Raw genomic sequence first — 23,281 nt, 5'->3', positions numbered from 1 at the left:
TATGGAACAACAATTGGAGCTTCAACCAGCGGATTATAGAAGTGATATCGAGCCTACATGGTGTCCAGGATGTGGGGATTTTGGTGTTATAAGCGCCATTACAAAAGCTTTAGCAGAGCTTAAAATAAAACCGGAAAACGTAGTATCTGTGTCTGGTATAGGATGCTCATCGAGAGCACCTTTATTTTTGAAAAACTACAGTATGCACGTACTTCATGGTAGAGCTATACCTACTGCCATAGGTGTAAAGCTTGCAAACCCAGACCTTACTGTTTTAGTAGAAGCTGGGGACGGGGATTTATTTTCTATAGGCTCTGGTCATAACCCACATGCGGCTAGAAGAAACATAGATATAACGGTACTTTGTATGGACAACCAAGTGTATGGTCTTACAAAAAATCAAATATCACCTACCTCAAGAGAAGGACTTTACGGTTCTTTAACACCTTTTGGTTCTATAGATAAGCCTGTAAATCCTATATCCTACATGCTTACTTTTGGCGCTACCTTTGTGGCACAAACTTACGCTGGCAACCTCAAACATATGAGCGAAATTATTAAGAAGGCTATATCCCATAAGGGTTTTAGTTTTGTAAACATTATATCTCCATGTCCTACCTACAATAAAGTTGATACCTTTAAATACTATAAGGATAAGACTATAGATATAAACGAACAAGGCCATAAAGAGTTGGATAACTTACAAAAAGCTTTAGAGTTAGCTATGAAAGACCTAGAGCATTATTACAACGATTCCGCCAAAGTACCTATAGGTATTTTCTACGAAAAAGAAGAGCCCACTTATCAAGATAGGGTAAAAGAAGTAAAAACCAAATACAAAGCTTCAAAGGATATAAACCCTCAAGTTTTTATAGATGAGTGTAAAGTATTGCCTGTATGAACTTTTTAGAAAAGATAAAAACGAAGGATTTAACAGAATGCGACTTTTCAAATGAGGTATTGGAGGGCTTAAGCCTTGAGGGCTTAAGCCTTTGCTTTTCTACATTCACCTGCGCTAGTTTTAAAAATATTACCTTCAAAGATGTAGACTTTACAGAGTGTTTTATACCAGAGGCAGATTTTACGAATTGTAAGTTTGTAAACTGCATCTTTGATAGGGTTAATTTTCAAAGGACTAACTTCGACAAATGCTTTTTTGAAAACTGCTCTTTTAAATATGCTTTTATGGGTCTTACAAAATTTATAAATTGTGATATAATAAACTCCAACATGGAAAAAGCTCAAATACTTGACGCTTCGTTTTTAAATACACGTCTTAAGGGTATAAATTTTAAAGATGCTATACTAAAAGGTACTTACTTTCAAGAAAGCATATTAGAAAATATAGATTTTATAAATACAGATTTAAGAAGCGTTAATTTTAAAAACTCTATACTAAAAAGTATAAAAGATATAGATGCTGTATTTTACGGCAAAAAACCTTGGGGTGGCATATCTTCAGAAGGCCATCCACTAGACGAATATAACTCAGAAGGGGTTGATTGATGGAAGAGAGTCCTATTGAAGAGCACGCCAAAGAGCTTATAGAAGAAACTATAAAAGAAGAAAAAGCTAAAGAGAAATGGCTTTTGTGGGTATCTTTAGCTACTACCATAATGGCTGTGCTAAGCGGTCTTGTGAGTATGCAATCAGAAATATATGTCACAAAAACCATAGTGGCAAAAAACGATGCGGTGCTTTTGCAAAACAAAGCTACTGATCTTTGGAACTACTACCAAGCTAAAGATATGAGATACCATATGTATACAATAGCAAACTATATAAAGGAAAATCCAAAGTTTGAAGAATATATAAAAAAATACAAAAACCAAAAAGAAGAGATAATGAAAAAAGCCAAAGACTTAGAAAAACAAGTAGAGCAAAAAACCATTCAAAGCGAACATTATTACGAAAAGCATCATATGTTTATGATAGCACAGCTTCTTTTACAAATAGGTATCGCTGTGGCATCGGTTTCAGCCCTTACCAGAAGAAAAGAGTTTTTCTACATCTCTTTGATATCCGCTTTGATAGGTTTTGGGCTTTTCCTATACAACATAGCATTCTAATAAAAACGTTGTATAATACATCTTATGGCATCTACTAAAGACATAGCTAAACTGTTTAAAGAAATGGCTTTGGCGGCGGAGTTTTTGGGGGAAAATAGATTTAGAGTCCTTGCCTATCAAAAAGTGGCAGATATTCTTTTTGAAATAGATAAGGATATAAAAAGCGTAGAAGAGCTAAAAGAGTACCTTACCACAAACCAAATACACGGTATAGGAGAATCTTCTTTAGAAAAGATAGAAGAGTATTTAAAAACCGGACGTATCAAAAAACACGATGAATTTTTGCAGAAAGTCCCCAAAGAGCTATTAGAGATTATGGATGCTCCAGGTATTGGACCCAAAACTCTTAAAACCCTTTACGATGTTTTTGGTATAAAAAACAAGGAAGAACTTTTAAAAGCTTTAGATGACCCGAGGATAAAGACCATAAAAGGCTTTGGTCCCAAAAAGATAGAAAATATAAAAAGAGGTATAAAGCTTTTTGAACAATCAAAAGAAAGGATGTTTATAACAGAAGCCTACTCTTTGGCTCAAGATATATTAAACTACATGAAGGGTTGCAAAGAGATAATAAACATATCGGTGGCTGGTTCTTTAAGGCGCATGAAAGAGACCATAGGGGATATAGATATACTAGTATCTGCCAAAAAAGAAGATTTTCAAAAGGTACACGAGTATTTTAAGGGCTATAAAGATATAGAACAAGTTATTGGAAGCGGTGAAACAAAGACCTCTATTCTTCTTAAAAACTCAAAACAGGTGGATCTAAGGGTTTTAAAACCAGAAGAATGGGGTTCAGGCCTTCAATACTTTACAGGTTCCAAAGAGCACAACGTAAAAATAAGAGATATCGCCAAAGAAAAAGGTTATAAGATAAGTGAATACGGTATTTTTGAAATATCTTCTGGTAAAAGGCTTGGCGGAGAAAAAGAGGAAGATATTTACAACGTTTTGGGTATGGTAATGCCACCACCCGAGATACGAGAAGATAAAGGGGAAATTGAACTTGCTATGCAAGGCATAATACCAGAACTAGTGGGATACGACGATATAAAAGGCGATTTTCACATGCATACCACTTATTCGGATGGCAAAGCTTCTTTAAGGCAAATGGTACAAACATGTTATGAGCTTGGATACAAGTATATCGTAATATCAGATCATACTAAATCTCTTAGAGTGGCAGGTGGCTTAGATGAAGAGGGTTTTAGAAACCAATGGAAAGAGATAGAACAAGTCCAAAAAGAATACAAAGACATGACTATACTAAGAGGGTGCGAGGTGGATATCTTAGAAGATGGGTCTTTGGACTTACCAGACAGCTTTTTGGAAGAGTTTGACTACGTAATAGCTTCTATCCATTCTCACATGTCACCTAACACCGACAACACAAAGCGCGTTTTAAAAGCCTGCCACAACAAATACGTAAATCAAATAGGACATCCCACTGGAAAAAATTACGGATATAGAGATGGATATATTTTAAATATGGAAGAGGTTATAAAAGCCGCCCTTGACACAAACACAGCTTTAGAGTTAAATATACCGAGGGCTGATTTGTCCCCAGACAATATAAGGCTCGCTGTAGAAAGAGGGGTAACGATAAGCATAGTGACAGATTCTCATTCTTCTTCTCATCTTCAGTTTATGAAAGTGGGCGTAGGACTTGCAAGAAGAGGCTGGGCTTTAAAAGAACGCGTCCTAAATACAAAGCCCTTAGAAGAGGTAAGAGCATTTGTCAGAAGAAAGCGTTAAGATACTTTTACTCCCACCAAATGCCGATTTAGATGCCCTTTCTTCTATATACGGTTTATCTCTTTTAGAAAAAGACGCAAAGCTTTTTTACACATCTTTTAGCCCAAAAGCCAAAAAACTGTTCGATGATATAAAAGATAAATTTCAAACAATCAACTCCTTAGAAGGATTGAAAAATACACATATTTTTACAGTGGATTTTTCCTCTTTGGATTTTGTCTTTGAGCTTTTAAAAAAAGAAAACGTTAGAAAAATAACGCTTTTTGACCATCATGTAAAGCATATAGAAAAAGAGCCATTTTTAGAAGCTCACATAGATGAAAGCCTTGGGGCTTGTACTACACTTATAGTAGAGCATCTTATAAAAAAAGATGTATCTATATCAAAAGAAGATGCATCTATCTTGCTTTGTGGAATATACGACGATACTAATTATTTTTCTATAAAGGCTATAAGTCCAAGAGATTTTGAAGTCGCTTCTTATCTTATAAAAAAGGGTGCTGATGTAGAGTTTGTAAATAAATACGTAAAATCTTACATAAGCCTAAAAGACTTGATTAATTTAGAAGAATATCTAAAGAGTTTGGAGATTTTAAACATAAACCAGAAAAAAATTGGTTTTATAGTGCTTGACGGGGCTCAAGAAAGTGTAATTGAGAACTTAAAAGATGTAAAGGAGCTTGAAAATCTTGATGCTTACTTTGTCATTATGTCTTCTTCTACAAATACCTATGTAGTGGCAAGGTCAAAAACCATAGATGTAGAAAATATTTTATCAAAACTAGGAGGAGGCGGTCATAAGCTTGCTTCTGGTTTAAAGCTTAATTTTGTATCTTCTAAAAAGTTAAAAAGTATAATTTTGGAGCTTTTAAAAGGAGAAAACCCAAAGATAACGCTAAAAGATATCATGACAAAAAATCCGCTCACTCTCAAAAAAGATATGAACGTGGAAGAGGCTTTTTACACGCTTTCAAACTTCAAAATCTCAAAAGCCCCAGTTTTAGATGAGAATGAGCAAGTGATGGGTGCTATTACCAAAAAGATATTGGCGAAGGCTCTTGATATTTCAAAGGAAAGCAAAGTGCAAGAGCTTTTGATAAGTATACCGCTTTTAAAAGAAAACGATTTTATTTGGGAAGCCGAGAAAGTATTTTTAGAAAACCCTTTGGCACCTATGATAGGGATATTGGATGAGAAGGGAAAGCTAGTGGGAATAATAACAAAATCAGACTTAATAAGGCATATCACCGAAGATGAAGAGCAAAAGATTTCCACGAAGCATATAAACATACCATCTTATATGATTGATATTGTCATGGATATTAAAAGCTTTATACCAAAAGGCGAAAAGCTTTATTTAGTAGGTGGAGTAGTAAGGGATATCATTTTAAATAGGCCTTCTTACGATATTGATTTTGTTTTTGAAGGTGACATAGATCTATTAGAAAACGCCTTAAGAGAAAAGGGCATAAAAACCCACAGGTTTGAAGGTTTTAACAGCGTTCATTTTAAGTACAAGGGTTTTAAAATAGAAATTTCAAGCACCAGAAGAGAGTATTACGAAACGGCCGGTGCTTACCCAGTGGTATCAAAAGCGTCTTTAAAAGAGGACTTGTTTAGAAGAGATTTTACTATAAATACGCTTCTTCTTTCTCTTGATGAAGAGGATTTTGGTACTGTAATAGACTATTTTGGGGCTTTAAACGATATAAAAAATAAAATTGTAAGGGTTTTGCATCCGCTTAGCTTTATAGAAGACCCAGTTAGAATATTAAGGGCTATAAGGTTTGAAGCCAAGCTAAACTTTAGACTTTCAAAAGACACCAAAAGGCTTTTAGAAGAGGCTTTGCAAAAGGGTATGTTAAAATACGCTCCAAAAGGCAGGATATTCAACGAACTAAAAATAGCCCTTCAAGAAAAAGAATTTGAAAATATTTTCGAAGCTTACAAAAAATACGGCATTATAGAATCTTTGTTTGAATACAAACCAGATTATCTTTACATAGAAGAAAAATCTAAAAACCTCAAAATGTTTTCCGATTGGTATTTGCTAGAATACAAAAATCCTTTTAAAGAGGCCTCTTGGATATTCTTTTGGCTTTTGGTAAAAAATGCCCCTTCTTTAGAAAATATATTAAAAGGTGTAAGCGCCCCGGCGTTTGTTTACAAATTTGTTAACATAAATGTCAAACAACATATATCGCAAATACTAAAAGCCAAAAAACCATCAGAGTTGTATATTATCTTAAAACCTTTTGATTTGGAGGAGCTAGCCCTTTTTGCCACAGAAGGAAATGTAGATGTTATGAACCGTATAGTAAAATATCTCTCTCATCTTAAAAACCTAAAACCAAATATAGACATAAGTTCTATACCACCGGCTGATCGTTCAAAAGTTATTGAAGAATCTAAATTAATTGAGATGGACAAAATTTATAGTTTATAGTATAATATTAAGATGGCTGGAGCAGTAGTTCAGCCGGCCTAGAACGCCGGCCTGTCACGTCGGAGGTCGCGGGTTCGAATCCCGTCTGCTCCGCCACTTAACATTTGATTAGGGCCTGTAGCTCAAAGGCAGAGCAGACGGCTCATAACCGTCCGGTTGGAGGTTCGAGTCCTTCCAGGCCCATGCTTTTTATCATACTATTTGACTGACAATTTCATCTTATTTTTATAGCTTCTGTCCTTTTAATTTTGCTTTTAACGTGGTAAACTTAAAAATATGAAAGATAACCTTTTTACACCGATAGAAATTAGATCCTTGGTTTTGAGAAACCGCATCGTTATGTCCCCTATGTGTATGTATTCTTCAGAAGATGGCTTTGTAAACGATTTTCATATAACCCACTACGGGTCAAGGGCAGCTGGCGGGACTGGACTAATATTCACGGAAGCCTGTGCCATATCTCCTGAAGGTGTTATATCTAAGCAAGACCTTGGTATATACAAAGATGAGCATGTAGAAGGCTTAAAGCGTATAGTGGACATATGCCATAGCTTTGGAGCAAAAGTAGGTATACAGCTTGCTCACGCTGGTAGGAAAGCCCTTGGCGGAAGGCCTTGGGATAGATTTGATAAGTTTGGTTACGATGATGAGCTTGAGATAATAGCCCCAAGCCCAATACCTTTTGCCAACAATTGGAAAACACCAAAGGAAATGACCAAAGATGACATAAAAAGCGTAATAGAAAAGTTTGTAAAAGCCACTCAAAGGGCTTTAAAAGCAGGGTTTGATGTAATTGAAATACATGCAGCTCACGGATATCTTTTAAACGAGTTTTTATCTCCTATTACAAACAAAAGAACAGATGAATACGGTGGGACTTTTGAAAATCGTATCAGGCTTTTAATAGAAATAGTAGAAAAAGTTAGGGCTACAATACCAAGCGAAATGCCTCTTTTTGTGCGAATATCGGCAACAGACCACGTAGAAGGGGGTTGGAGTTTAGAAGATTCTATAGCTCTTGCTAAAATCCTAAAAACTAAAGGTGTTGATGTGATAGATTGCTCTTCTGGTGGTATAGCCTTTGGAGCACCGCCAAACGATTATTATAGAGCCCATCAGATAGTTTTCTCAGAAACCATAAAAAAAGAAGCAAACATAATGACTATGGCAGTGGGCGGCATCACATCCTTTGATATGGCAAACGAGATTATAAAAAACAAAAGAGCAGACCTTGTGGCCATAGGTCGTCTTTTCTTACAAGAGCCATATCTTCCCATAAAATGGGCTATGTCTAGAAATATAAAGATAGACATCCCAAATCAGTATCAAAGAGGGTATTATTTGGATAACTAAAAAAATTATTTAACTAAAAATATATTAATAAAATATTATTATATGTTAAAAAGAGAGGGGCTGGAATGTTTTATGTGTTTAACATATACCAGCTTTTCATAAACCATTTTTAGCGATGAGCTATGATACTCTTATAAAAAACGACGATGCGGTAGCTGGTCTTTATTGGCTTGACGGAAGATATCAGCTTGTCTTTGTAAAAGAGAGACTAAGAAGATTTGGTATAACTCTGCCAAAACAATATAAACCTTTTGAATTATCCATTAGGGATTTAAGTTTCTAAATTAAACTTTAAGTTTCTAAATTAAACAAAGCTCTTAAATGCTAAAATATTTTGTATGATAGAAAGATATACAAGAAAAGAGATGGCAGATATCTTTTCAAATTTGAACAAATATAAAAAGTGGCTTGAGGTAGAACTAGCGGTTTTATACGCTATGGCAGAGCTTAATATAATACCAAAAGAAGCTTATAAAGCTATAGATAGCAAAGCTTACGTGGACGAAAGCGTAGAAAAGAAAATAGATGAGTATGAAAGAATATACAAACACGATGTGCTTGCATTTGTGAGTGCAATAGGAGAGCAACTTGGTGAATATTCAAAATATTTTCATATGGGCCTTACCTCTTCTGATATTTTGGATACTGCCCTTAGTTTAGTGTTAAAAGATGCTATAGACAGCATCATAATAGATATTGATATAGTTTTAGAGCTTTTAAAAGAAAAGGCTTTCAAATATAAAGATAACGTTATGATGGGAAGAACCCACGGCGTACATGCAGAACCCATAAGCGTAGGGCTTAAATTTGCCTCTTGGTACGATGAGCTAAGAAGACAAAGAGAGCGACTTTTAGTGGCAAAAAAAGATGTTTTAAAAGGAAAGATATCAGGAGCGGTAGGCACATTTTCAAACGTAGACCCAGAAGTAGAAAGAATAGCCCTTGAAAAACTTGGATTAGAACCAGAGCCGGCTCCCACCCAAATAGTGCATAGGGATAGACACGCTTATCTTATGAGTGTGCTTTCTTTGATAGCCTCTTCTTTGGAAAAGTTTGCAACAGAGATAAGGCATTACCAAAAAACAGAAGTCCTCGAAATGGAAGAGCCATTTTCAGAATCTCAAAGGGGCTCATCTGCTATGCCTCACAAGAAAAATCCTATTCATGCCGAGAGAATATGCGGACTTTCTAGGGTTATGAGATCAAACATGATAGCCGCTTTTGAAAATATAGCGCTTTGGCACGAAAGAGACATATCTCACTCATCCGCTGAAAGGATAATAATACCAGATACTTTTATAGGGCTTGATTATATGTTTGGGCTTTTCGAATACATATTAAAAGGTTTAAAAGTAAATACCGATAAAATGCTGAAAAACATGGATATTTCAAAAGGCCTTTACTTTTCTTCAAAAGTCCTTGTCTATCTTATGCAAAAAGGCGTAGATAGAGACAGCGCATACGATATTGTAAAAAAATGTGCCATGAGAAGCTGGGACGAGGGTATTATGTTTAAAGACGCTCTTTTAGAAGATAAAGAGGCTTCTAAATACCTTTCAAAAGAAGACTTAGATAAAATAATGGACCCTTATGAGTTTATAAGACATAGGGATTATATATTTAAACGAGTCTTTGGATGAGCTCTTTTGTTAAAAGCCTCAAACCATCTTTTGAAAAGGCTATATACCCAATTCTTGTTTTTTTAAAAGGCAAAAATATAAATCCAAACGCTATCTCTTTGACAGGGATGGTTGTAATATCGATAGGTTCTTTTTTTGTTTATGAAAACTACAACCGTATAGGGGCTATTCTTCTTCTATTGGGTGGGTTGTTTGATGCGCTGGACGGGGCTCTTGCTAGATTTGCAAACAAAAGCTCTTCCTTTGGAGCTTTCTTAGATTCTACCATCGATAGGTTATCGGATGCTTTGCCAATAGGCGCTATAATACTTTTTTTCTCAAAAGCTCAAGATGTAGAAGGCGTATTCTTGGGGCTTTTAGCGTTGATGTTTAGTTTTATGGTAAGCTATACAAAAGCTCGTTCTCACAGCCTTGGCGTTGATATTCCAGTGGGGGTTTTTGAAAGGACGGAGCGTTTTGGTACAATAGTAATATTTACGTTTCTTGGGTTTTATAAACTGGGGCTTTTGATAGTAGGTATAGGGGCTTTTTATACAACCTTAGAAAGGATATTTTACGCAAAAAAACATCTTTCTTAACCCATGTAGCCCATATATTTTACATACTCTGGTTTTGTTCTCCAGTTTGTAGCTTCTACCGTTAGCTCTAAGAATACCCTTTTCCCAAGCAAAAATTCAAGCTCTTTTCTAGCCTCTGTGCCTATTTTCTTGAGATTTTGACCGTTTTTACCTATGATAATAGGTTTTAGATTTTCTCTATCTACCAAAATTCTAGCTTTTATTACGATCATGTCTTTGTTGTTTTTGGCAGGTTCTATAGAATCTGTTATTACCATAACAGAGTGCGGTACTTCTTGATATGTCCTTTGAAGAACTTTCTCCCTTATAATCTCTGACACATGAAGCCTTAAAGGCAAAGAAGCCTCTTCTTCATGTTCAAACATTTTAAACTCTTGTTCTGGCAAATACTTTACGATGGTCTTCAACAGCTCATCTATGTTTGTATTTTTGACGGCGCTTACTGGCACTATTTCTTCTAATGCAAAGGTTTTTGCTATTTCTTCTATAAGCTCTAAAACCTGTTCTTTTGATATACCGTCTATTTTGTTTAAAACACCTATTATTTTTTTATCGGAGTAATCTCTTTTTAGGATTTTAAAAAGATTTAAGTCCTCCTCTGTGATACCGGTTTTAGCGTCGAATACAAACAAAAGCACATCTACATCTTCCAAAGATTCTTTGGCAGCTTTTACCATGTATTCTTCCATGAGATCCTTTGGTCTTTTCATGAACCCAGGAGTGTCCACAAAGATAATCTGAGCGTCCTCTAAATTTTTGACGCCCATAACCCTTATGCGTGTAGTACCAGCTACGTTAGATACTATGGATACTTTTTTACCGAGTATAGCGTTTAGCAAAGAGGACTTCCCGGCGTTTGGCTTTCCTATTATGCTTACAAATCCTACTTTCATCTTTTGATTATATCACGAAAGAAGCGGATATTGCTATCCGCTTTGTTTATTCAGTTAAGACTTTTTAATTTTGATGCTACCGATGTAATATACCCTAAGAAAGCTTCTTCAGGCTGAGCACCTACAAACTCTGCAAGTCCATTGTTCAATACAATCTTTGGTACTCCTACCACCTGAAATCTTTCCGATAAGTCCATGTTTTCTGAAGCGTCTATGGCTTTTGATGTGATATAGTCGTTTGCCATTGCAAATTTAAAAGCCGTTATGGCAGCAGCAGGACAATATCCACAAGAGGTGGTTACAAACACCATTATATCTATAGGTACATCCACCTCTTTTAATATCTCAAGCGTCCTTTCTTTAAGCCCAGGGTCTCTGTGAGATACCTGAATAATACCGTGTATAAGAGTGTTAAATTCAAGACCTGCCGGAAGTCCTATATATCTTATGCCGTAATCTTTCTCGCCCTCTATCACGAGCGTTGGCACCCTTTCTATACCGTAGGAAGAAGCTAACTCTTGGTTGGTGAGCGGTGAAAGAATCTCTAAAGAGAGCTTATCTCCAGCCACCTCTTTGACTTCTTGCATTAAATCCTCTGCTACGCCACAGCTCTCACACCCTATAGCCTGTGAGAATAGCTTTAGTTTTACGGGTTCTTTGAGGTTCTTTTCAAATATGTCCCTTAACTGCGCCCTTGTCTCTAAGTCTAAAAGCATAAACACCTCCTTAAAGGATAAAAAATTTATTATATATTAATATAATCTTTTTTCGTGATAAATCTATAGATAATCTGCTAAATATTGGGCAGTGACAGTATCCATCGTTGGTACATGAATGATAAGCCAAGGTACAAATTTTTGTTCTAGGTAGTTTGCTATTAGCTCTTTGTTCTTAGTGGTGTAAAAATCCTCTTTTAATTTGTTTAACTCAGCCATCCTCATTTCATGCTCTTGTCTGTGCATGGGATAGGCAAAAAACCCTGTCTCTTTCATGGCGTTGTTCTCAAATTCAAAATGATAAACTACGTCTGCTAAAAAATCTTCAAAAAGTTTTTCTATACGTTCTGTAGGTTCGTTGTTTTTTATCGCGTCGTAAAGCTCGTTGAGAAGGTCTATCTCTTCAAAGTGTATATCGTTCATTTCCATCAGAGCTACCTGCGGTATCCTTTCCTTTGGTAGAAGCATAAATACCTCCTAAAATTTATTGCTTGAAATAAGTAAATGTTAATTTATGTTTTAACATTGACTTGTCAATATGTTGTTTATCATCATGTATGATTTATTTATATATTCTTTTGTATATGTTAATCATATCTTATGCTTTAAATTTAGATATAATATTTATTTAACTTTTTAGGAGTGAACATATGGAATTGACGCTTGCTAATCAAGATAAGGTATACGATGTAATTATAATAGGTGCAGGTCCGGCTGGTGCTTCTGCCGCTATTTATACCGCTAGGGCTGGTTTATCTACGTTGGTACTATATAGGGCTGAAGCTGATGGGGCTTTGGGTGTAACGCAAAAGATAGAAAACTACCCTGGCATAAGAGGTCCTTTGACGGGTTTTGAGCTTTTAAAACTAATGAGAGATCATGCAAAAGCCTTTGGAGCAGAGTTTCAAAGAGGTAAAGTTATAGCCACATCCTTAGAAGGCGAGGTTAAAAGCGTCTATACCATAGATGGTAGAGAGTATAAGGCAAAAGCTTTGATAGTATCTTCTGGGGCTATGGAAAGGGCTCACAAGTTACCCGGTGAAGAGGAATTTTTAGGCAAAGGAGTATCTTACTGTGGTGTTTGCGACGCTGCATTTTTCAAAGATAGGCCAGTGGCTGTGATAGGTGATGACGATTATGGTATTGAAGAAGCTGAGTTTATAGCTCGTTTTGCATCAAAAGTTTACTTTGTGGTGCCTTCTTCTAGGATAAGAGCTCCTCAAGAAGACATAGAACATTTTTCAGGCCTGCCAAACGTAGAGATTTTGCTTCATACAAGACCTGTCAAAATAATAGGAGATAACCTCGTAAAAGGACTACATATTAAGAAGTTGTCTGCTGGTGAAGAAGGTGTTTTGGAAGTGGATGGTGTATTTATATTTATAGGTGGCAACAAACCCTCTGTGGATTTTTTGATGGGTCAAGTTAAGATGAACGAACATGGTTGTCTTGAAATAGATGAGGAGATGATGACTTCTGTGCCTGGTGTTTTTGCTGCAGGAGATATCCTATGCACCAATATAAAGCAAGCTGTTATAGCGGCTGCCGATGGTGTAAAAGCGGCTTTGGCTGTTGATAAGTATCTAAACAAAAAATCTAAGATTACATCTCAGTGGTAATAAAGGGGGTTACATGAAACATCTTACTAAGAAGCAATTGGAAGAGTTGAAGAAGAGGCTTTTAGAAGAAAAGGCTAAGATAGTGGCCAGATACAACGAAAATTTAGAAGTCCAAAAGCGTGTATCCGAAGAGGCTAAAGAACCTCAAGATTTGGAGGATTTGGGCCAAATAAATTATACGGAAGAGCTTTTAGAGTCCTTATCTCAAAGAGATATGGAAGTATTAAAAGAAATAGAGGAAGCTCTAAAGCGTATTGAAAACGGGACTTACGGTATATGCGAATGGACTGGAGAGCCAATACCTTATGAAAGGCTGAAAGCTATACCTTGGACAAGGTTTACCGCCAAAGGTGCCGAAGAATACGAAGAGACTATGGGCACATCCATGACCAACAACACCTACGAACCACCTGTAGAAGATATAACTATAGAAAGAGATGATATAGGGGAAGACTGATATGCTTTACAAACATAGTGTTTCTTGGCTTTTAGAAGAAAAAATAAAGCCCTCTGAGATATTGGAAAGTTTTAAAAAAAGAAAAGAAACTTTTGAACCAACGATAAAAGCCTTTGTAACAGACCTATACGACAACGCCTATGAAACGGCAAAAGCTTTAGATAATCAAGCGCCGAAAGGTAAACTGTTTGGTATACCTATAGCCGTAAAAGATAATATAAACGTTGACGGATTTCCTACTACTTGCTCCTCAAAGATGCTTCAAAACTATATATCTGTTTACGATGCTACGGTAATTAAAAAGTTAAAACAAGAGGGAGCCATCATAGTAGGTAAGACCAATATGGATGAATTTGCAATGGGTTCTTCTACAGAGTATTCAGCCTTTTTCCAAACCAAAAACCCTTGGAATATAGAGTATGTGCCGGGAGGTTCCTCTGGTGGGTCTGCTTCTTCTGTAGGTGCCAACATGGTGCCTTTGTCTCTTGGTTCTGATACTGGCGGTTCTATAAGACAGCCAGCTTCTTTTTGCGGTGTTATAGGTTTAAAACCTACTTACGGCAGAGTATCAAGGTACGGTCTTGTGGCTTTTGCTTCTTCTTTGGACCAAATAGGGCCTTTTGGTAGGTATACAAAAGATGTAGCTCTTCTTTTGGAAGTGATATCTGGTTATGATCCGAAAGATAGCACAAGTGCCAATATAGAAGTTCCTTCTTTTTCTAAAAACCTAAAACCAAGGACAGAGATAAAAGTAGGCATACCAAAAGAGTTTATGGCTTACAAGATAGACGCTGAAGTAGAAGAATCTTTTAAAAACTTTGTAAAGTTTTTAGAAGACAACAAAGCAACCATAAAAGAGGTTTCTTTGCCGCATATAGAGTATGCTATCCCTGTTTACTACATAATAGCACCAGCAGAAGCATCTTCAAACTTGGCTCGTTTTGACGGTGTAAGGTATGGTTATAGGACTAAAGATTTTAAAGATATATTTGAGCTTTATGCAAAAACAAGAGATGAAGGGTTTGGCCCAGAGGTAAAGCGCCGTATTATGCTCGGGACTTACGTGTTGTCTTCTGGGTACTATGAGGCTTACTATGGTAAAGCCTTGGCGGTTAAAAACCTCATAAAAAGAGAATTTTTAGAAGCCCTAAAAGACGTGGATGTTATAATAAGCCCCACCTCTCCAACACCGCCTTTTAAGTTTGGTGAAAAGTTAAATGACCCTATATCGATGTATCTTTCCGATATCTTTACGGTTTCTGTAAATTTAGCTGAGCTTCCAGCGATATCTATTCCTTCTGGTTTTACAAAAGATGGATTACCCATAGGTGTGCAGCTGATAGGTAGAGCTTTTGACGAGCAAACTTTACTTGATGTATCATACGCTTGGGAACAACATTATCCTCACTATGAACATATATCAAATGTATGCTAATTTTGAGTTTGGATACTTCTAGTAGCAATGTATCTTTTTGTTTGTTAAAAGCCTCAAAACCAGTATTAAGTTTTTATAAAAAAACCAATGAAAAAACGTTAAACTTATTACCATTTTTGTTTAATACTTTTGATATAAAACCAAAAGAAATAGATGCTTTTTTTGTGTGTATAGGTATAGGCTATGCTACACCGCTTAGGATAGGTATAAACTTTATAAAAGCTATGTGTATAGCTCTTGAAAAACCGATATACACTTTTATCAACATAGATGCCGTGGCAAGAACGATGTTTTCACATGATAGTTTGTTTCTTTACAGAAAAGTTTCAAATGCCTACGTTGGTGCTTATTATGAAAGTGGTAAAAGGGTATCTGATATAGCGGAGTATAAAGAGCTTCCAGATGCTCCATCGAAAGATGTAGAAGAATATGAACATATGTTTTCATATCTTGGTTATGAGGCTTTTAAAAAAGAAAACCCAAGCGATTTATTTTTTGTAGAACCTATATATACAAGACCACCCACAAGGGTTTTTTGATGAATGAAAAACTTTTGGAAGAACTTTTAGAAGGGCTAAACGAAGAGCAGAAAAGGGTGGTTTTATCAAATGGAAAACCTATTTTGGTGGTGGCTGGAGCTGGTTCTGGCAAGACAAAGACCATAATACATAAAGCTCTTTACCTTATCTTTCATGAGGAATCTCTAGTAAGAGCAAGAAGACTTTTGATGATAACCTTTACCAACAAAGCTGCCAACGAGATAAAAGAAAGGATACAAAAATACGCTAACTTATTGGGTAAAAATATAAACATAGAATGGATTGGTACGTTTCATTCTGTGGCTTCAAGAATTATAAGAAAACATCATGCAATATTTGGACTTTCAAACGATTTTAGGGTGCTTGATGAAGAAGATTCGACAAGGCTTTTCAAGAGTATAATAAAAGATCAAGACGTAAAAAAAGAAGAAGCTAAGAAATTATTTATAGCTGTAAATCAGGCTATAGAGGGTATAAGATTTTTGGACGAAGACAACAAGTTTGATAGGAAAGTCTTAGAGCTTAAGGATATATTCTTAAACGCTATGGTAGAGACAAACGCCGTTACATTTTCATATCTTATGGGAGCTTTTAAGGATATGCTTCAAAAAGATGAGGCTTTTAGAAACTACTATCAGAATTTTTTTGATTATATCATAGTGGATGAGTTCCAAGATACCAACACTACTCAGTACGATATAATAAAACATATATCAAAAAAAGACAACATATGCGTGATAGGAGATCCAAACCAATGCATTTACGAATGGCGGATGGCTCACCCAGACAACATAATAAGCTTTATAGAAGATTACAACCCAGAAGTAATAAAGTTAAATATAAACTATAGGTCTTCCAACGAGATACTTCTTTTAGCAAACGATGTTTTGAAAAATTCAAAGGCAAAATGGAAAGAACTTGTACCTATTTTAAAAAGCCATAAGAAAGAAAGTAAAACTTCTCCGAAGCCTGTTATCACCTTCCATCCAAACGAAGAAAAAGAGGCAGAGTGGATAGCCAAGAAGATAGAAGAGCTAAGCAAAAGTGTACCTTTAGAAGAGATAGCTATACTTGTGAGGGTAAGCTATATAACAAACTTTCTAGAACAAGCTCTTGTAAAAGCAAAGATACCCCATAAGATAGTAGGTGCTTTGAGGTTTTTCCAAAGAAAAGAGATAAAAGATATCTTAGCATACTTGCATCTTGCGATAAATCCAAAAGATAGCGTATCTTTCCAAAGAGCTATAACAAACCCCAAAAGAGGCATAGGAGAAAAAACCATAGAGAAAATTGTAAACCTCTCTAAGCAAAAATCTATAGATCTAATACAAGCTACGAAGTACGTTTTAGGTAATAAACTTTTTGAAGAAAACAGCTTTATAAACGCTATGGAAAGATTGATTCATAACTTGGAAAAGGGACAAGCCAACAACGGAAATATCTCTTTTTATGTGGAAAAGCTTATAAAGGATATAAAATATTTTGAATATTTGGAGCAAGAGTACAAAGAGGATTGTCAAGAGCGCATAGATAATGTAAAGGAGCTTTTAAGATTTTTTGAAATAGAAGCTCAAAAATATCAAGAAAACCAAAAAGAAAGATTGAAGGAGCTTTTGCAAGAACTTTCTTTAATGGAAGAAGATGAAAAAGATAATTCAAAGGCGGTTAAAATTATGACCATTCACAAGGCAAAGGGATTGGAGTTTGAAGCTGTTTTTATGCCTAGGCTTGAAAATGGCATACTTCCTCATTCTTCAGCTTTTGACGATGTGCTTGATATGGAAGAGGAAAGAAGGCTCTTATACGTTGGTATAACAAGGGCAAAAAGGTATTTGTTTCTAAGCTACACTGCCACTGGAAAAATTAGCGATTTTATAAACATCATGGACAAAACTTTGTTGGATACATCGCTTTTGCCTCCAGAAACGTTAAAAGATCAAAAAGCAAAAACCGTAATACAATATGAGCCTATATCTTATAAAAGCTCTAAAAACAAAGCATCAAAAAAAATAGATGTAAAAGTTGGAGATATTGTATTTCATGAGGTTTTTGGGGAGGGTAAAGTTTTGAACATATCAAACGGTGTGGCAAATGTGAGGTTTAAGGATAAAGATAGGACTATTGTAAAAGAATTTCTAAAACCTCTATGAGATTAAAAACGATAAAGCGTTTTATTTTCAGAATGTTTGAAGTCCCATCTTCTACTGCCTATAAAACTTACCAACCTATAAGCATATTTATAGTGTCTTTGTCAATATTGTTTGGTGTATTAGAAGAATTTCACTCTTTACACAAAGATCTTTATGCTATTGCTATAATCTTAGATTATACGGCTTCTATTATGATAGCTTTTGAATATGTGTCGAAGCTTTGGATTTCCAGCAATTTCACAAAAGACTTTACTAAACATAAGGATGAGGGTATTTTTATCGCTTTTTTAAAAGCTTTAAAACCAAAGCTTTTATGGATGTCAAAACCATCGTCTATAATAGATTTCATATCGATATTTCCAGTATTTCATCCTTTAAGATTGGTTAGGATTGTGGTCCTAACGGCTAGATTTTTTAAAATCTCAATACAGTATAAAGATTTGTATAAAACTTTGTTTACACACATTACAGACGTTATAAACGAGATACTTGGCATTTTGGTATTTATTTTTATAAGCCTTACATCTTTAATTATAATTTTGTTTTCTGTAGAAAAAAATGCCCACAACCCTCATATACACAATCTTTTTGATGCTTTTTACCTTGCTATGATAACTGCTACTACGGTAGGATACGGAGATATAACGCCTATTACCACCGTAGGAAGAATTATTGCAATCCTTATAGCGCTCATTGGTTGGTTTTCTTTTTCCATTATTACCGCCTTTTGTGAGCTCTGGGCTTATAAGATATATAAACTTGTTAAAAACAGGAGGTATAATCATGGCGGATTTAAGAGACCATGTAATAATAGCTGGATGGACAGAGACAAGCTCTTACATGATAGAAAAGTTAAAACACAAAAAAGACAAACCTATTGTGGTAGTCATAAGCAATCAAGATTTAAACTTAGAAGGCGGATTTATATATAAAAAGGGAGATTTTGTAAAAGAGCAAGTGCTAAAGGATGTAAAGATAGAACTAGCCAAGCAGATAAACATATTTCCAGAACTTTTTCACGATCTTGATGCTGAGTCTATAGACGCTAGGTCTATACTAACTGCTGTAGTAGCAAGAGGACTAAACAAAGATATAAAAATAAATCTTCAGCTTTTAAAAATAGAGAATGCAAAAACCTTTAGAAGAAGAAACATAGCTGATAATATTATAGTGAGCGGTGAAATATTGGGAGATATATTCTTAAAAGATTTATGATAGAATACTCTTATGAAAACCATACTTGTTACAGGGTCTGCTGGTTTTATAGGTTGGAAGGTGTCTACGCTTCTTTTGGAAGAAGGCTACAACGTTGTAGGGGTTGATAACCTAAACGATTATTACGATGTGAAGGTAAAGCTTTGGAGGCTTGATACTCTTAAAAGCCATGAAAATTTTAAATTTTACCCCATAGATATAGAAAACAAGCAAGCCTTAGAGGTGATATTTCAAGACAACCACATAGACGCCATAATAAACGAAGCAGCAAGGGCTGGCGTGAGATATTCTTTGGAGAATCCATTTGTATACCTTTCCACCAATACGCTTGGTGTTTTAAACCTTTTAGAATTGGCAAAAGACTTTGGTGTAAAGAAGTTTGTGCAAGCTTCTACATCTTCTTTGTACGCTGGTCAAAAGATGCCTTTTGTAGAAGAACTTCCAGTAAATACCCCTATATCTCCTTACGCTGCCTCTAAAAAAGGTGCGGAAGCCATGCTTTACAGCTATCACTATCTATACGGCATAGATGTATCTATATTGAGGTATTTTACCGTTTATGGGCCTGCCGGAAGACCTGATATGTCTATATTTAGGTTTATAAAATGGATATACGAAGAAGAACCTATAGAGCTTTTTGGTGATGGTTCTCAATCAAGAGATTTCACATATATAGACGATATAGCTAAGGGTACTGTAAAAGCCCTAAAACCCCTTGGCTACGAGATTATAAACCTTGGCAACAACAAACCAGATAAACTAATGTACGCCATAGAACTTATTGAGAAGTATTTGGGTAAAAAAGCGAAGATAAATTATAAAGAATTTCATAAAGCCGACATGATGGCTACGTGGGCTGATATCACAAAAGCCAACAAGCTTTTAGATTGGCATCCTACGGTGTCTTTGGAAGAGGGCATTAAAAACACCGTAGAATGGACTTTGAAAAACTGGGACTGGATAAAAGACGTAAAGCTTTGATTATTTATCTTCTACTGGGGCTACTACCTTTTTGATGCCGCTGTATTTGAACTTTAGCCAAAGAGTCACTTTTTCACCTTTTTTAAGAGGATGTTTTAAACCTATAAGCATTATATGATAACCACCCGGTTTTAATATAAGCGTTTGTTTTGGTTTTATTGTAAATTTTTTTACTCTTACCATTTTCATGATACCGTTGCTGTTTATGGTTTTATGAAGCTGGGTAATCTTAGATATCGACGATTTAGCCCACAAGAGCATGTCTTCTGAATTGCCTTTATTTTCTATTTTCATATAAGCGGCGCTTACTTTTGAAGTAGGTGGCATAAGCCTAACCCATGGGTCTTTTATAACAATATCTGGTTTTGCTAAAGCAACACCGCTCAAAAGCCCTACAGCAAGCACAAGTTTTTTCATAAAACCTCCTTAAAATAAATTTAATTCTATTTTATCATAAACTTTTGTTTATTTGTATCGGTTGTCAACGGCAAATATTTTTTTATCTTTATTGGTATGATGAAAAAAGGCATGTTTAGCAAGATGGGCGATATAATGGTAAAGCGTTATATAGAGGATTTGGAGAAAGAGTTATCCCAAAAACCAGAGGACAAAGACCTCATCTTTAAGCTAGGGGTTGCCTATGTTAAAATAAACGATATAGATAAAGCAAGAGAATGTTATAAAAAGCTAAAAACTATAGATGAGGCGATGGCAAAAGAGCTTTTTGATACGATGTACGAAATATGAAAAAAGAAGAACTTTTTGGTTTTATAGGGGCTTTTTTGGGATGGGTGTTTGACAGTATGGACGCTACCATCTATGCATTGGTGATGGTGAGCGCTTTAAAAGAACTTCTTAAAAATCAAGGTATTTTAAATACAGAATCGTATGTGGGCTTTTACGGAGGGCTTATATTTTCTTTATTCCTTATAGGTTGGGCTATAGGTGGAATTAGCTTCGGGTATGTGGCGGATAAGATAGGCAGGGTAAGAACTCTTGCTATAACGATAGCTTTGTATTCAATATTTACCGGTCTTTCATCCTTGGCTCAAAACGTATGGGAACTAGGGCTCTTTAGATTTATAACGGCCATAGGTATAGGTGGTGAATGGGCTGGCGGTGCTACGCTGGTGGCAGAGATATTTAAAAAGAAAAACAGGGTGTTTGCTTCAAGCCTTCTTCAAAGTGCATGGGCTGTGGGGTTCTTGCTGGCTTCTTTGATATATTTTACAATAGGTAGATATCACTCTTGGCGTATAATGTTTTTAATAGGTGTTGTACCGGCTTTTCTTGCCTTTGTTTTTAGGCTTTTTGTAAAAGAATCAGAGGAATGGCTTTCAAACAAAAATATGTTTTCTTATATTAAAAGCCTAAAACTTCTTTTCACAAAAGAATATGTAAATCAAACCATCGTTGGGTCTTTGCTCGCCTTTGTAGCGGTGTTTGGACTTTGGGGCGTCACAAACTGGACTCCAGCTCTTATATCCTATATTTTACACAAAAAAGACATAGCCTACTACGTAGGGCTTGGTTCAATAGCTTTAAACGTTGGTGCTTTGCTTGGTTATATATCTTTTGGTGTTATAACAAAAAATATCGGTATAAGAAATACGTTTATTCTCTTTTTTGGTGGTAGTTTTCTGATGGGGCTTGTAACGTTTTTATACGCTAAAAGCTTTGATAAACTCTTAATATCCCTTGCGTTGCTTGGATTTTTCAATAACGGTGTTTTTAGCGGGTTTTCTATATACTTTCCTCAGGCTTACCCATCTTTTATAAGAGCCACTGGAGCTGGTTTTTGTTTCAACGTGGGAAGGACTTTGGCGGCGATTGGACCTTTTATAACTGGTTATATCACATACTTGTTTGGTTCTGTGGCAAGAGCCGGGGCTATAGCATCTTCTATATATTTAGTTGGTGTTTTGGTGGTAGTTTTTCTAAGAGAAAAAAACTATTTGCAATGAAAATTCTAAGCGTCTTAGATGCGGTAGGCTGGGGCGGTACAAAAGAGCAAGCTTATATAACAGCCGTTGGTCTTAAAGGTCTTGGCTTTGACATCTCTTTTGCACTTTCATACGATTTTCTTGCTTTTAAAGAAAAAATTAAAGATAAAGTGCCCTATTACGAGTTTGAAAAAGAAACTCCTTTTAAAAGGATGAGTTTTTTTACCTATAAGAGGCTTTACGATATAATTTCAAAAAATGATTTTGATGTAATATTTGCAAACTCCCCAAAAGCCCTTGACTATGTTAGAGTTGTATATCCTTTTTTATCTAAAAAGCCTAAAATAGTAGCTTTTAAAAGGTCTGGCAGAAAATCAAATTTTTTTTCAAAGTACTTTAAATACTCTGTCGCCGATAGGATAGTGGTAGTATCTAAAAAGGTTTACCAAGAACTTTTAGAAGAGAATTTTTTAAAAGATAAGCTTCGGCTTATTCAAAGCGGTATTGATTTATCAAGATTCAGAAAAGCAACACAAGAGGAGAAAATAACCCTTAGGAAAAAATACAACCTTCCCTTAGACAAATTTATATTTGTAAACGTTGCCAACTACAACCCAGAGGTAAAAGGCCATATCGATATCCTAAAAGCCTATAAAAAAATGGAAAAAGACAACACTATGCTTTTGTTTGTAGGGCTTTTGACAGACAAAGATGCTGTAAAAGAGGCAAAATCTTTGGGCATAAAAAATTTCTTAGGACTTGGCTACAAAGAGGATGTAGAATATATTTTGAGAGCTTCGGATGCTTTCGTGCTTGGTTCTAGGTTAGAAGGTATAGCAGGTGCGCTTTTGCAGGCTATGGCAAGTGGACTAGTTTGTATAAGCACCGATGTAGGTGGCATAACAGATTATATGAAAGACAGCGTAAACGGATTTTTGATAAAACCAAAAGATATAGACGCTATGTCAAAAGCCATGGAAAAGGTACTTAATCTAGACTATCAAACCAAAGAAAGCATAATTAAAAACGCTATAGAAACATCAAAAGAGTACAGCGTTGAAAATATGCTATCAAAATATGCAAAGCTGTTGGAAGAGCTTGGCTGATATGTTATATTATTTAGAAAAAGCGGATGTGGCGGAATTGGCAGACGCGTAGGACTCAGGATCCTATGGTGAAAAGCCGTGTGGGTTCAAATCCCACCATCCGCATATAAATATACTGTATAATTTTTATATACCTCGAGTGAGAAATTAACCACATAACTCTACCTCAATAGATCTGAAAAAGCTATAGCCTATTGCATAAGCATACAAGTAAGTAAGAAGAGTGATTCCTTTTCTACAAGTCTGCCACGATCTCATCTACTTAAAGCGTTAAATTGTTTAAGCCTTGAAAATACACTTTCTATAATCTGTCTTTGGGCTTTATCTTCTTTTGTCTTGCAAACATAGACATTTTCACATCCTTTATATCCCTTATCTCCAATAAC

Annotated in this window: 23 protein-coding genes, 3 tRNA genes and 1 pseudogene; 23 read left to right on the top strand and 4 right to left on the bottom strand. The window is 35.6% G+C overall.

The annotated features are described in order from the left end of the window. Position 1: 1 nt before the first annotated feature. From ACP5S8_RS03025 to ACP5S8_RS02975, 11 genes are all read left to right on the top strand, one after another. Positions 2-901 carry a 2-oxoacid:ferredoxin oxidoreductase subunit beta gene (locus ACP5S8_RS03025; RefSeq protein WP_461870900.1) on the top strand — a complete coding sequence of 300 codons (900 nt, stop codon included), beginning with the start codon at positions 2-4 and terminating at the stop codon, positions 899-901. Next, positions 898-1,506 (top strand): pentapeptide repeat-containing protein, encoded by a 609-nt coding sequence (locus ACP5S8_RS03020; RefSeq protein WP_461875633.1) that lies wholly within the window; start codon positions 898-900, stop codon positions 1,504-1,506. Before ACP5S8_RS03025 ends, ACP5S8_RS03020 begins: the two co-directional genes overlap by 4 nt. After that, entirely contained in the window at positions 1,506-2,069 is a 564-nt protein-coding gene (locus ACP5S8_RS03015) for a DUF4337 domain-containing protein (RefSeq protein WP_461875632.1), read from the top strand. Before ACP5S8_RS03020 ends, ACP5S8_RS03015 begins: the two co-directional genes overlap by 1 nt. Positions 2,070-2,093: 24 nt before the next feature. Then, positions 2,094-3,824 carry a DNA polymerase/3'-5' exonuclease PolX gene (gene polX / locus ACP5S8_RS03010; protein WP_461875631.1) on the top strand — a complete coding sequence of 577 codons (1,731 nt, stop codon included), beginning with the start codon at positions 2,094-2,096 and terminating at the stop codon, positions 3,822-3,824. Next, positions 3,805-6,270: a CBS domain-containing protein gene (locus ACP5S8_RS03005; RefSeq protein WP_461875630.1), complete on the top strand. Its 2,466-nt coding sequence runs from the start codon at positions 3,805-3,807 to the stop codon at positions 6,268-6,270. The genes polX and ACP5S8_RS03005 overlap by 20 nt, the downstream gene beginning before the upstream one ends. Before the next feature lie 18 nt (positions 6,271-6,288). After that, positions 6,289-6,366: transfer RNA gene (locus ACP5S8_RS03000), tRNA-Asp, on the top strand. A 15-nt stretch (positions 6,367-6,381) separates the two neighbouring features. Beyond that, a tRNA-Ile gene (locus tag ACP5S8_RS02995) sits at positions 6,382-6,453 on the top strand. Positions 6,454-6,546: 93 nt separating this feature from the next. Then, complete coding sequence (locus tag ACP5S8_RS02990; protein WP_461875629.1) at positions 6,547-7,623, top strand: NADH:flavin oxidoreductase/NADH oxidase; 1,077 nt, start codon at positions 6,547-6,549, stop codon at positions 7,621-7,623. 115 nt (positions 7,624-7,738) lie between these two features. Further along, the gene (locus ACP5S8_RS02985; RefSeq protein WP_461875628.1) at positions 7,739-7,906 is read left to right on the top strand and encodes a hypothetical protein; all 168 of its coding nucleotides are present in this window, start codon (positions 7,739-7,741) and stop codon (positions 7,904-7,906) included. A 55-nt stretch (positions 7,907-7,961) separates the two neighbouring features. Then, positions 7,962-9,263: an adenylosuccinate lyase gene (gene purB / locus ACP5S8_RS02980; RefSeq protein WP_461875627.1), complete on the top strand. Its 1,302-nt coding sequence runs from the start codon at positions 7,962-7,964 to the stop codon at positions 9,261-9,263. Continuing rightward, positions 9,260-9,841 carry a CDP-alcohol phosphatidyltransferase family protein gene (locus tag ACP5S8_RS02975; RefSeq protein WP_461875626.1) on the top strand — a complete coding sequence of 194 codons (582 nt, stop codon included), beginning with the start codon at positions 9,260-9,262 and terminating at the stop codon, positions 9,839-9,841. The genes purB and ACP5S8_RS02975 overlap by 4 nt, the downstream gene beginning before the upstream one ends. Here ACP5S8_RS02975 and era read toward each other — a convergent pair. The 3 genes from era to ACP5S8_RS02960 all read right to left on the bottom strand — a co-directional run bounded on the left by era (position 9,838) and on the right by ACP5S8_RS02960 (position 11,918). Further along, positions 9,838-10,734: a GTPase Era gene (gene era, locus ACP5S8_RS02970; RefSeq protein ID WP_461870584.1), complete on the bottom strand. Its 897-nt coding sequence runs from the start codon at positions 10,732-10,734 to the stop codon at positions 9,838-9,840. The genes ACP5S8_RS02975 and era overlap by 4 nt on opposite strands. A 50-nt stretch (positions 10,735-10,784) precedes the next feature. Continuing rightward, on the bottom strand, positions 10,785-11,450 hold the full coding sequence (gene pdo, locus ACP5S8_RS02965; protein WP_461875625.1) for a protein disulfide oxidoreductase: 666 nt from the start codon (positions 11,448-11,450) through the stop codon (positions 10,785-10,787). A gap of 63 nt (positions 11,451-11,513) precedes the next feature. Beyond that, on the bottom strand, positions 11,514-11,918 hold the full coding sequence (locus ACP5S8_RS02960) for a bacteriohemerythrin (RefSeq protein ID WP_461870582.1): 405 nt from the start codon (positions 11,916-11,918) through the stop codon (positions 11,514-11,516). A 182-nt stretch (positions 11,919-12,100) separates the two neighbouring features. Here ACP5S8_RS02960 and trxB point away from each other — a divergent pair, with 182 nt between their 5' ends. From trxB to ACP5S8_RS02920, 8 genes and pseudogenes are all read left to right on the top strand, one after another. Beyond that, the gene (trxB, locus tag ACP5S8_RS02955) at positions 12,101-13,069 is read left to right on the top strand and encodes a thioredoxin-disulfide reductase (protein ID WP_461875624.1); all 969 of its coding nucleotides are present in this window, start codon (positions 12,101-12,103) and stop codon (positions 13,067-13,069) included. A gap of 13 nt (positions 13,070-13,082) precedes the next feature. Beyond that, the gene (locus ACP5S8_RS02950; protein WP_461875623.1) at positions 13,083-13,526 is read left to right on the top strand and encodes a TraR/DksA family transcriptional regulator; all 444 of its coding nucleotides are present in this window, start codon (positions 13,083-13,085) and stop codon (positions 13,524-13,526) included. Between the two features lies 1 nt (position 13,527). Beyond that, complete coding sequence (gatA, locus tag ACP5S8_RS02945; RefSeq protein WP_461870579.1) at positions 13,528-14,961, top strand: Asp-tRNA(Asn)/Glu-tRNA(Gln) amidotransferase subunit GatA; 1,434 nt, start codon at positions 13,528-13,530, stop codon at positions 14,959-14,961. Continuing rightward, positions 14,955-15,500, top strand: coding sequence for a tRNA threonylcarbamoyladenosine biosynthesis protein TsaB (locus ACP5S8_RS02940; protein WP_461875622.1), 546 nt, complete (start codon positions 14,955-14,957; stop codon positions 15,498-15,500). Before gatA ends, ACP5S8_RS02940 begins: the two co-directional genes overlap by 7 nt. Then, positions 15,500-17,650, top strand: a complete 2,151-nt coding sequence (locus ACP5S8_RS02935; RefSeq protein ID WP_461875621.1) for an ATP-dependent helicase — start codon at positions 15,500-15,502, stop codon at positions 17,648-17,650. The genes ACP5S8_RS02940 and ACP5S8_RS02935 overlap by 1 nt, the downstream gene beginning before the upstream one ends. Continuing rightward, a pseudogene (locus tag ACP5S8_RS02930) lies at positions 17,647-18,315 on the top strand (ion channel); the annotation flags it as partial. The gene ACP5S8_RS02935 and the pseudogene ACP5S8_RS02930, both read left to right, overlap by 4 nt. A 118-nt stretch (positions 18,316-18,433) precedes the next feature. Beyond that, a complete protein-coding gene (locus ACP5S8_RS02925; protein WP_461875620.1) occupies positions 18,434-18,865 on the top strand; it encodes an NAD-binding protein in 432 nt (143 codons plus the stop codon). 12 nt (positions 18,866-18,877) lie between these two features. Then, complete coding sequence (locus tag ACP5S8_RS02920) at positions 18,878-19,846, top strand: GDP-mannose 4,6-dehydratase (RefSeq protein ID WP_461875618.1); 969 nt, start codon at positions 18,878-18,880, stop codon at positions 19,844-19,846. Here the strand turns inward: ACP5S8_RS02920 and ACP5S8_RS02915 are convergent, their stop codons facing one another. After that, positions 19,847-20,263, bottom strand: coding sequence for a copper chaperone PCu(A)C (locus tag ACP5S8_RS02915; RefSeq protein ID WP_461875617.1), 417 nt, complete (start codon positions 20,261-20,263; stop codon positions 19,847-19,849). A 96-nt stretch (positions 20,264-20,359) separates the two neighbouring features. Here ACP5S8_RS02915 and ACP5S8_RS02910 point away from each other — a divergent pair, with 96 nt between their 5' ends. The 4 genes from ACP5S8_RS02910 (at position 20,360) to ACP5S8_RS02895 (ending at position 23,000) form a co-directional block, all read left to right on the top strand. After that, a complete protein-coding gene (locus ACP5S8_RS02910) occupies positions 20,360-20,593 on the top strand; it encodes a tetratricopeptide repeat protein (protein WP_461875616.1) in 234 nt (77 codons plus the stop codon). After that, entirely contained in the window at positions 20,590-21,810 is a 1,221-nt protein-coding gene (locus ACP5S8_RS02905; RefSeq protein WP_461875615.1) for an MFS transporter, read from the top strand. The genes ACP5S8_RS02910 and ACP5S8_RS02905 overlap by 4 nt, the downstream gene beginning before the upstream one ends. Further along, entirely contained in the window at positions 21,807-22,895 is a 1,089-nt protein-coding gene (locus ACP5S8_RS02900) for a glycosyltransferase family 4 protein (protein WP_461875614.1), read from the top strand. Before ACP5S8_RS02905 ends, ACP5S8_RS02900 begins: the two co-directional genes overlap by 4 nt. 22 nt (positions 22,896-22,917) lie before the next feature. Beyond that, a tRNA-Leu gene (locus ACP5S8_RS02895) sits at positions 22,918-23,000 on the top strand. Positions 23,001-23,281 lie beyond the last annotated feature (281 nt).

Origin of the sequence: Hydrogenobaculum sp. (genome assembly GCF_049967395.1) — a bacterium.
Taxonomy (GTDB): domain Bacteria; phylum Aquificota; class Aquificia; order Aquificales; family Aquificaceae; genus Hydrogenobaculum.
The sequence above is the reverse complement of the archived record's forward strand: the minus strand, read 5'-3'. Positions and strand labels throughout refer to the sequence as shown.

Excerpts from the sequence above, each read along its gene's own strand:
- ACP5S8_RS03025 (WP_461870900.1), top strand. The coding sequence starts at position 2 with ATGGAACAACAATTGGAGCTTCAACCAGCGGATTATAGAAGTGATATC.
- ACP5S8_RS03020 (WP_461875633.1), top strand. The coding sequence starts at position 898 with ATGAACTTTTTAGAAAAGATAAAAACGAAGGATTTAACAGAATGCGAC.
- ACP5S8_RS03015 (WP_461875632.1), top strand. The coding sequence starts at position 1,506 with ATGGAAGAGAGTCCTATTGAAGAGCACGCCAAAGAGCTTATAGAAGAA.
- polX (WP_461875631.1), top strand. The coding sequence starts at position 2,094 with ATGGCATCTACTAAAGACATAGCTAAACTGTTTAAAGAAATGGCTTTG.
- ACP5S8_RS02990 (WP_461875629.1), top strand. The coding sequence starts at position 6,547 with ATGAAAGATAACCTTTTTACACCGATAGAAATTAGATCCTTGGTTTTG.
- ACP5S8_RS02985 (WP_461875628.1), top strand. The coding sequence starts at position 7,739 with ATGAGCTATGATACTCTTATAAAAAACGACGATGCGGTAGCTGGTCTT.
- purB (WP_461875627.1), top strand. The coding sequence starts at position 7,962 with ATGATAGAAAGATATACAAGAAAAGAGATGGCAGATATCTTTTCAAAT.
- ACP5S8_RS02975 (WP_461875626.1), top strand. The coding sequence starts at position 9,260 with ATGAGCTCTTTTGTTAAAAGCCTCAAACCATCTTTTGAAAAGGCTATA.
- era (WP_461870584.1), bottom strand. The coding sequence starts at position 10,734 with ATGAAAGTAGGATTTGTAAGCATAATAGGAAAGCCAAACGCCGGGAAG.
- pdo (WP_461875625.1), bottom strand. The coding sequence starts at position 11,450 with ATGCTTTTAGACTTAGAGACAAGGGCGCAGTTAAGGGACATATTTGAA.
- ACP5S8_RS02960 (WP_461870582.1), bottom strand. The coding sequence starts at position 11,918 with ATGCTTCTACCAAAGGAAAGGATACCGCAGGTAGCTCTGATGGAAATG.
- trxB (WP_461875624.1), top strand. The coding sequence starts at position 12,101 with ATGGAATTGACGCTTGCTAATCAAGATAAGGTATACGATGTAATTATA.
- ACP5S8_RS02950 (WP_461875623.1), top strand. The coding sequence starts at position 13,083 with ATGAAACATCTTACTAAGAAGCAATTGGAAGAGTTGAAGAAGAGGCTT.
- gatA (WP_461870579.1), top strand. The coding sequence starts at position 13,528 with ATGCTTTACAAACATAGTGTTTCTTGGCTTTTAGAAGAAAAAATAAAG.
- ACP5S8_RS02940 (WP_461875622.1), top strand. The coding sequence starts at position 14,955 with ATGCTAATTTTGAGTTTGGATACTTCTAGTAGCAATGTATCTTTTTGT.
- ACP5S8_RS02935 (WP_461875621.1), top strand. The coding sequence starts at position 15,500 with ATGAATGAAAAACTTTTGGAAGAACTTTTAGAAGGGCTAAACGAAGAG.
- ACP5S8_RS02925 (WP_461875620.1), top strand. The coding sequence starts at position 18,434 with ATGGCGGATTTAAGAGACCATGTAATAATAGCTGGATGGACAGAGACA.
- ACP5S8_RS02920 (WP_461875618.1), top strand. The coding sequence starts at position 18,878 with ATGAAAACCATACTTGTTACAGGGTCTGCTGGTTTTATAGGTTGGAAG.
- ACP5S8_RS02915 (WP_461875617.1), bottom strand. The coding sequence starts at position 20,263 with ATGAAAAAACTTGTGCTTGCTGTAGGGCTTTTGAGCGGTGTTGCTTTA.
- ACP5S8_RS02910 (WP_461875616.1), top strand. The coding sequence starts at position 20,360 with ATGATGAAAAAAGGCATGTTTAGCAAGATGGGCGATATAATGGTAAAG.
- ACP5S8_RS02905 (WP_461875615.1), top strand. The coding sequence starts at position 20,590 with ATGAAAAAAGAAGAACTTTTTGGTTTTATAGGGGCTTTTTTGGGATGG.
- ACP5S8_RS02900 (WP_461875614.1), top strand. The coding sequence starts at position 21,807 with ATGAAAATTCTAAGCGTCTTAGATGCGGTAGGCTGGGGCGGTACAAAA.